Origin of the sequence: Halococcus thailandensis JCM 13552, assembly GCF_000336715.1 — an archaeon.
Lineage (GTDB): Archaea > Halobacteriota > Halobacteria > Halobacteriales > Halococcaceae > Halococcus > Halococcus thailandensis.
In genome coordinates this window covers 1-7,187 of the sequence record NZ_AOMF01000105.1, presented here as the reverse complement: position 1 = coordinate 7,187, position 7,187 = coordinate 1, and the positions used below count along the sequence as shown (strand labels likewise).

7 protein-coding genes are annotated in these 7,187 nt (G+C 55.8%); 1 reads left to right on the top strand and 6 read right to left on the bottom strand.

Features of this window, described 5'->3' with window-relative positions:
• A partial coding sequence (locus C451_RS20895; protein WP_241431191.1) for an AAA domain-containing protein occupies positions 1-501 on the top strand: 501 nt, incomplete at its 5' end.
• Between the two features lie 430 nt (positions 502-931).
• On the opposite strand, the gene C451_RS22545 is transcribed toward C451_RS20895, so the two are convergent.
• The 6 genes from C451_RS22545 to C451_RS04905 form a co-directional block, all read right to left on the bottom strand.
• Positions 932-1,075 (bottom strand): hypothetical protein, encoded by a 144-nt coding sequence (locus C451_RS22545; protein ID WP_161605841.1) that lies wholly within the window; start codon positions 1,073-1,075, stop codon positions 932-934.
• A gap of 90 nt (positions 1,076-1,165) precedes the next feature.
• Entirely contained in the window at positions 1,166-2,497 is a 1,332-nt protein-coding gene (locus C451_RS04925; protein ID WP_007738370.1) for a DUF790 family protein, read from the bottom strand.
• A gap of 28 nt (positions 2,498-2,525) precedes the next feature.
• Positions 2,526-3,986: a DEAD/DEAH box helicase family protein gene (locus C451_RS04920; protein ID WP_049912964.1), complete on the bottom strand. Its 1,461-nt coding sequence runs from the start codon at positions 3,984-3,986 to the stop codon at positions 2,526-2,528.
• A gap of 87 nt (positions 3,987-4,073) precedes the next feature.
• Positions 4,074-4,631, bottom strand: coding sequence for a TATA-box-binding protein (locus C451_RS04915; RefSeq protein WP_049912968.1), 558 nt, complete (start codon positions 4,629-4,631; stop codon positions 4,074-4,076).
• 235 nt (positions 4,632-4,866) lie between these two features.
• Positions 4,867-5,700 (bottom strand): transcriptional regulator TbsP, encoded by an 834-nt coding sequence (tbsP, locus tag C451_RS04910; protein ID WP_007738362.1) that lies wholly within the window; start codon positions 5,698-5,700, stop codon positions 4,867-4,869.
• A 176-nt stretch (positions 5,701-5,876) separates the two neighbouring features.
• Positions 5,877-6,893 (bottom strand): hypothetical protein, encoded by a 1,017-nt coding sequence (locus C451_RS04905; protein WP_007738361.1) that lies wholly within the window; start codon positions 6,891-6,893, stop codon positions 5,877-5,879.
• Positions 6,894-7,187: the final 294 nt, after the last annotated feature.

Sequence of the window (7,187 nt, the reverse complement as noted above, 5' to 3'; positions counted from 1 at the left end):
GGTAAGGTTCACTGCAAACGCTACTCACCCGCTTCATACTCTTCGATCTATCGCCCCATCACGCCGCCATCTAGTGATTCAATGGAGCCAAATTATCTGCTTGAACAGGGGTTGGATCCACATGACATTGGAATCGCAACCCCTTATCGAGCGCAAGTCAGGGCTCTCAACGAAGCTCTGGCAGATGTCGGCATTGATGCCGAAACAAGAGAAAAAATATACTATGACACAATATCGGGATTCCAAGGGAGCGAGCGAACAGCTATGATTTGCTCATTCGTCCGTTCAAATAGAGACGGGAACGTTGGCTTTTTAGAAAGCCATGATGGCCCGAATCGGCTCAATGTTGGACTATCACGGGCAAAGCGGCACCTAACTGTCATTGGCGATTGGTCGACTCTCATCAACCATCCGTTGTACGAACAGCTGCATGATCTGCTAACCAAGCAAACAAAACCTATTGCAAGGGAGGGAACTCAAATCGTGGACAGACATCAGTAACCAAACGCTATCGGCAACTAATCCTTGTTTAGTAGAAGAACCTACAGTGTGTCAACACTGTGTCGCTTGCGCTCGCCCCAAGACCGTCAAGCACGAGGATACGACTGAGGTATTGAGCACGCACGCCGTTGATCTCGAGTACGAGATTTCAACCGGCGTGGCTGTTCGCGATTAATTAGAAGTCATCGAGCAGTCCGTGGCTGGTTGTGAGTGGACACACTCACCGGCGACATTCATCAGCCGCCGGCATTCCGGACAAGACAGCGATGCTCCTTCATTGCCGCTGAGTTGGTGACCGCAATTGACGCATTCGTAGACGAACGCTCCCATGAGCAGATTGGGAAAATATTGTATGCAGCCATATGATGTTGTTTATTATTCACATTCCGAGTGGGATCACTCTCGGCCGGTTCATTCCCGCGTCTCGGAGTCAATCGTCGTGCATCTTCCGATCGATCACCGTCTGAACGAACTCTTCAGAGATGGCTGCATAGCGACTCGTTCCATCCGTCGTGATGTTGTTCCGTCCCTGATGCTGTGCTCGATTGCGAAGCCAGGTAATCGTCTCGTCCACAGTATGAGTAGTGTCCGTGCTGATTCACTAAGGGTTTTTGCCGCTCTCCTTCCGAAGAACCGGACAAAGGGAACCCGAGGCGAAGGCCGACTATGTCGCGTACTCCTCGGCGAGGTCGACGATGTCGTACACATGGATGCCGGTTTTGAACCAGAGCAGACGCTCAGCTCCGAGATCGATGTCATCGCTCGTACAATCCAACTCCTCGGAAACCGCTAACACCAGATTATCCACATCGGTCTGGTGGATTTTGGTGAGTTTCTCATTGAGGTATTCAGGAGTCCAGAAGCCCATGATTTCCAGAATCGCTCGGCGGCCATCCGGATGTTCCAGCGCGAAGTCCGGTAGCAAGACCTCGGCACCTAGATCGATCACATCGTCCTCACGGACCAGGTTCCACTCTGTGTTCGATCGCTCCCACTTGTCGGCAAGCGTTCGTTCGAGATCACTGTCGAACTGACTCCCACCGCTGTAGTGTGTTTGGAGTCCAGCCGTTTGGTCCAGTGTGAACTCCCGTGTCTCGTTCGCTGACTCGTCGGTGAGAATCTCCGCGGCAAGCTCCCACCGCTCGCAGTGAGGCAACGCCGGCAGGAAATTTGCCATCCGGATGCCGTACTTACGCGACTGCCGGAACAACGATGCCGGACCGTCCAAGATCGCTTCGTATCCTTTCGCGAGATCCGTACTCGACACGCGCTCGCCGTGCTCATCGATCGGATAGATCCGATGCATCAGCCCGAACAGCTTCACGTAGCTGAACACTGTCGCAAACTGATCCCAGATCCGAATGCGCAACTCGGTCGCATCGTAGAGCACTGCCTGTGCGAGCGCGAGGTTATACCGGTTCAATAGCCACTCGACGGTGAGTGCCTTGCCTGTGTACGACTCCTCGCTTTGGCCGGTCAACTGGGTCGTGCTGGTCGTTCCATCAGTGTCCAATTCGGCTGATTTGGCGACCTGATCGCCGAACCGGACGAGACGGTTGTTCGCGTCGAGATCCGCGTACATCCCCTGATGACACTCCGCAAGCGAGATCCCCAGCTCATCAGCGACTGCCGTGTAGACATCAAGCTTGCGGGTATCCGCTTCGAGCGTCGGCTGGCGAACGATCGGATACGAGTCATTCGCCCGCTCGAACAGTCGTTGGCGAATCTCATGCGGCTCGGCGGCCGCTACCGTCTCGAAGTCGCACTCGTCGCGCAGCAGTTTCGCCAGCCCCTGGATGATCTTGTAGTCGGTATCCGCGACCGTCAGCTGGCTGATTGCTGCGTCAAGGTCTGCTTTCGGCTCACCTACGTGCGTCTCGAACAGTTCGATCAACTCGCTCGCCGTCTCTCGATAGCGTGCATCGTCGGGATCGATGAACAGTGGCATCACCTCGTCGTCGGATGTTCGCGAGCGCGCGAGGTCGGCCGTCAGCATGGCCTCTCGCTCACTGTGATGTCCACACTCATGTTCCTGCCTCAACGCCTTCACGGCGGCGCTGGGAGACGTAGTTCTCCATCGTATCCGTCGCGATGATCTCGTAGAGCCGGGCGGGCTGGCGCTCGTCGGTGGGCCGCAGGATTCGCCCGAGCCGCTGGGCGTACTGGCGTTTCGATGCGCTCCCAGAGAGGATGATCCCGACGTTTGCGGCCGGCACATCGATTCCCTCGTCGAGCACCTGCGAGGTGGCCAATATCGAATACTCGCCGGTACGGAATCGTTCGAGAATCTCCGTACGCTCGTCGGTCTTGGTCTGATGGGTGATACACGGGACGATGAATTCTTGGGAAATCTCGTAGGCGAAGTCGTTGTTCGCGGTGAAGATTATCGTGCGGTCGTCGTGATGGCGTTTGAGCAGGGTGTCGAGCGTGTCAAGTTTCTTCGCCGCGGTGCGTGCGAGCTCCTCGGCGCGTTGCTTGGCGATCAGCGCTCGACGGCCGTCAGAATCATAGGAAGTGTGCGCAAGGAACTCCTGATAGCCCTCGGCTTTCCAGAGGTCGAAGTCGTGCGTATCGACGTATTCGCGATAGATGCCGTATTCCTCGTCGTACTGCGAGCGTTCGTCGTCAGTCAGTTCGACCTGCATGTGGATGGTTTCGTATTCGCTGAGATACTCGCCAGCGAGTTCGTCGACTTCCTCTTCGTAGACGACTGGCCCGATGAGGCCTGTGTTTTCGAGGAGTTCGTGGGCGTCGTCGGCGCGCTCGTAGGTGGCGGTGAGCCCGAGACGGTACGGCGCGATAGCCATCTTCGGGATCTGTCGATAGGTCGGGGCTGGCAGATGGTGGATTTCATCCGCGATCAAGAGGCCGAACTGGTCGCCGTACTCGTCGATGTAACGATACGCACTATCGTAGGTCGTTACCGTGATCGGTCTGATCTCGTGAGTGCCGCCACCGAGCACGCCGACCGCCTGTTCGGTCCCGTCTCCGCTTCGGTGGGGAAGTTGGTCACCGAAAGCATTGGTGAGCGTCGCGTGCCACTGGATCATCAGATCGATCGTCGGCGCGACCACGAGCGTGGCGACTCCAACGTCTGCAATCGCCTGGATACCGAGAAACGTCTTGCCGCTCCCAGTCGGGAGTACGACGCTGCCTCGTCGGTCATGAGCGCCCCATGCATCGAGTGCCGCCTGCTGATACTCGCGCGGTTCGATTTCGAGCGCTGGATCGAGCGCGAGATCAGGGTAGGCTCGAGCCGTATCCTCAATCTCAATAGGTGCCGTCTGTATATTCCCTTGACAACTTGGATCTTGCGCGTCTGTATTGGAATTATGATTGTGCCATGCATCGGCCCAGTGGAGCAGGACACGATAGCGATACGCGGGCGCACGATACTCTTCGACACGCTCATCCCACTCCGCGTACGGAACCTCTTCACTAGCCTTCCGCAGGAGGAGCGTGCCCTCATCGAATACAACCCGCATCTGGATAGTGTACAATCTCACCCAGAATAAGCAATGCTGATCGATAGAGACTGTCTTCTGCCCTCCAGATGCGTAGTCGAGAATTGGTCAACCCAGGAGCGCAAGTTCACTCAAACGGTCGATGATCGTTTTCAACGCTTCTTCAGCGTCATCTTGAGTTTCCGCTCCTGTAATTACTGTTTTCCCGGTTCCGAATAGCAAGACGACCGTGTCAGGCTCGTCAAGCCGATAGATGAGACCTGGGAACTGTTCGGGTTCGTATTCGATATCTTCGAGACCCAGCCCGATCGCGATCGCTTCTAGATTCAACTCTTCACCGAGGTCGGCATCCGACACGATGTTCTGGACGGTCACTGTGGGCTCCTCAACGTCGATACCGAGTCCGCGAACTGTCTCCACAGTCGCTTGGACCGTCTCACGAGCCCCTTCGATGCTTCCAGCACCCGTGCATGTGATCTTCCCCGAGCGGAAAATCAAACACGTCGCTTCCGCACTCTCAGGACGGTAGATCACTCCCGGAAACTGTTCCGGGTCGAAATCTGCACCGGTGAGATCGAGGGCAACAGATTTGAGGTCGATCTCTTGGTTCAGTGTTGACGAAACGACTACATTCTGAACTTCCAGTGTGGCGTGCGGATCGCTGATTGTGTTTTCAGTACTCATCAAACCCAACTCCTGGCAACCGAGCTCGATACCCATCGAAAAAGATCAGCCATCAGTCTCTCGTTCTTCATGTAGAGAACTAACGCTAATAAACCTCTGCCAAGAGAGCCAACACTTCCCGTCACTCTTCGAAAAACATCGGATATGATACTACAGCAACACTGCGGCGATATCACGTCCGCATGCTGTTAGTCTTGGCAACTTCTCAGCCCGTTTCTCATGCTGGCGCTGCCGAGAGCATTTCATGTGCGACACTCGCCAGATCTTCCGTGTCTGCTTCTCGGAGACGCTCGTCAGCCAGCAGCAGACGCAATCGTGGCCGACCCACATCGATCGGCACTTTCTCCGTCTCTAAGAGGCCTTGTTCTTCGAACAGAGTCTTCTTGCGTGAGAACGTCGCCTTGCTTGCGACACCCACGTCCTCACCCCAGTGGGAAATGTCGTAGAGCAACTCCTCGTGTTTGGCCGCCACGAGCAGGCTCACTCCTACCTCATCCAATTCCTCCGCGGTATCCACATTCTCAACCGCCTTCAGCACTGTCTCAAAGTCCGATTCCATCGCCGAGTCGAACTCCTCGGCAAGCGTTTCAGCTACGCGTGAGTACGCTGGCGTCCGCAGATCGAACGCCTCGCTATCCGCCCAGAGATCATTCCAGCGCTCGCGTACGGCCGCAGCGAACTCCTCGTCATCGGTGGCCAGCGCAGCGCTCTGCTCGCTATTTGGCGTGAGTAGCGAGACGACCATCTCCTCGGTCACCAACAGCGTGTCATTCAGCCGCTCACCAGCGGCTCGCAGTTCCAGGACATCCGCTTCACGCAACTCCGCAGCTCTACTCGCCAACATGAAATCATCTCTCACCCATTTCAACACGCTCTCTTCAGCAAGCAAGCGGACGTTCGGTGGCTCTTCGCTCTCAGCAACTATCTCAACGAGTTCGCGGGTCGAATTTTCGTCCAAACCCACCGCAATCACCGACTCATCCGCTTCGGCCAAAACCTTCTGTAAGTTCTCAGTAATCGATTGTCCCACCTGCTCCGATGTGCTTGTCATAGAATAATGGTAGTTATTGAAGCCTTATCTATTTTCTGGGTCATATTAATGACAATCAGCTCGGATAAATGCGACAGGAACACACATGCACCTGTTTTCGAGAAATTAGTCGCTACGACAGAATCAGTACTCATGAGGCTTACCCATTGCCGAGCCTGAGATCACATACTCGCATCTCAGTCGCTTTCTGATTGCGTCTCGAACGAACTCGCCGGTGAGAACTCGGTCAGTTCCTCGATCTCCTGTTCCAACCGCTCGACTTTCTGGCGCAGGACATCCGCTTCGGGATCGTCACTCACCGCCAGCCGATCTTTCAACCCCTGCAAACGCGTCTCCTTGCGTTCTTCATCCACCTCGGCTTTCCGGACGTACTCACTCTCGGAAACATCGTAGACGGCCGATTCGGGTACTGAGACGACATTCAGTGCCTCCTCGACGTTCGAGCGGTCGACACCGAGCAGTTGGTCGCGATCGATGCCGGTCTCTGCGAACGCGTCGAGCACTTCTTCGTCCTCTTTTAGTGAGCGGTTCCGGCGCGTCGTCCGCTGGACCGAACCGTACTGGCCGTGCACTGGCCGATCGTGCCCGACGCGCTCTAAGAGCACATCAGTCACGTCCTGCCGAAGGTCATTGGCGTTGCGCTGGACATCCGACAGCAGCGTATAGAGGTTCACCAGCATAGGCGTCTCGAGGCTTTCGAGAGCGCTCATGTCCTCGCGTTCGAGCGCGTCGATCAGCAATAGCATATCCGAATATACGTCTATCTCGGGCTCTTCGCGCTCGCTGTCTTGCTCGTCTCCGGCACTCGCAGTCATCGACAAGTGCGGTGTCTCATCCAGTACGGCGCTCTCGTCGGCCTCGTCGAGTTCGGTCAGCGTGTTCTCACGCTCGTCAAGGACATAGCGCGGGTGGAGTGCAAGCACCGCCGCGTAGGGCTCGGCCTTCGGCGGCAAGCGATCGAGCTCGTAGCCATCAACCGCCTCGCGTGTGTGTTCGGCGAGTGCTTCGAACTGCTCGCGTTGCAGCGGCTGGGAATCACCCGAATCGACGTCTTCGATGATGATTCGCTGGTCCTGAACGTCGGTGATTCGGAATCGCTTCGATGCCAGCGGCGTGATCAACGTCGCCTCATCGGGCAGATCCTCACACCGCTCGATCAGCGTGCCCCACGTCGCGCCGAACGGAATCGCCATACATCGCACTCAGAGAGCCGATGTCTAAAGAACCGTTGGCAAACACCGAGTTCGCGAGCAGCATTAGCTTCTGTCACAGTCCATAATATACCAAACATGAAATGAAAAAGAGCGTGTGACACACTCTTTTGAGGTCCGGACCTATTCCGACCTCAATCCTGAATGATATTCACACGCCCATAGAAATTTCCAAAAATATCTGAAGGTAAAACGGTACAAGAATCACCCACTGAGTGCGGCAGGGTGCTCAATCGTCAGTTGGTGTGATTCGGACGTATTCTCCGACGTAATAGA

What these genes read in the sequence shown, in the direction of transcription:
- C451_RS04905 (WP_007738361.1), bottom strand. Translation starts at nt 6,893, where the DNA reads ATGGCGATTCCGTTCGGCGCGACGTGGGGCACGCTGATCGAGCGGTGT.
- C451_RS04920 (WP_049912964.1), bottom strand. Translation starts at nt 3,986, where the DNA reads ATGCGGGTTGTATTCGATGAGGGCACGCTCCTCCTGCGGAAGGCTAGT.
- C451_RS04925 (WP_007738370.1), bottom strand. Translation starts at nt 2,497, where the DNA reads ATGCTGACGGCCGACCTCGCGCGCTCGCGAACATCCGACGACGAGGTG.
- tbsP (WP_007738362.1), bottom strand. Translation starts at nt 5,700, where the DNA reads ATGACAAGCACATCGGAGCAGGTGGGACAATCGATTACTGAGAACTTA.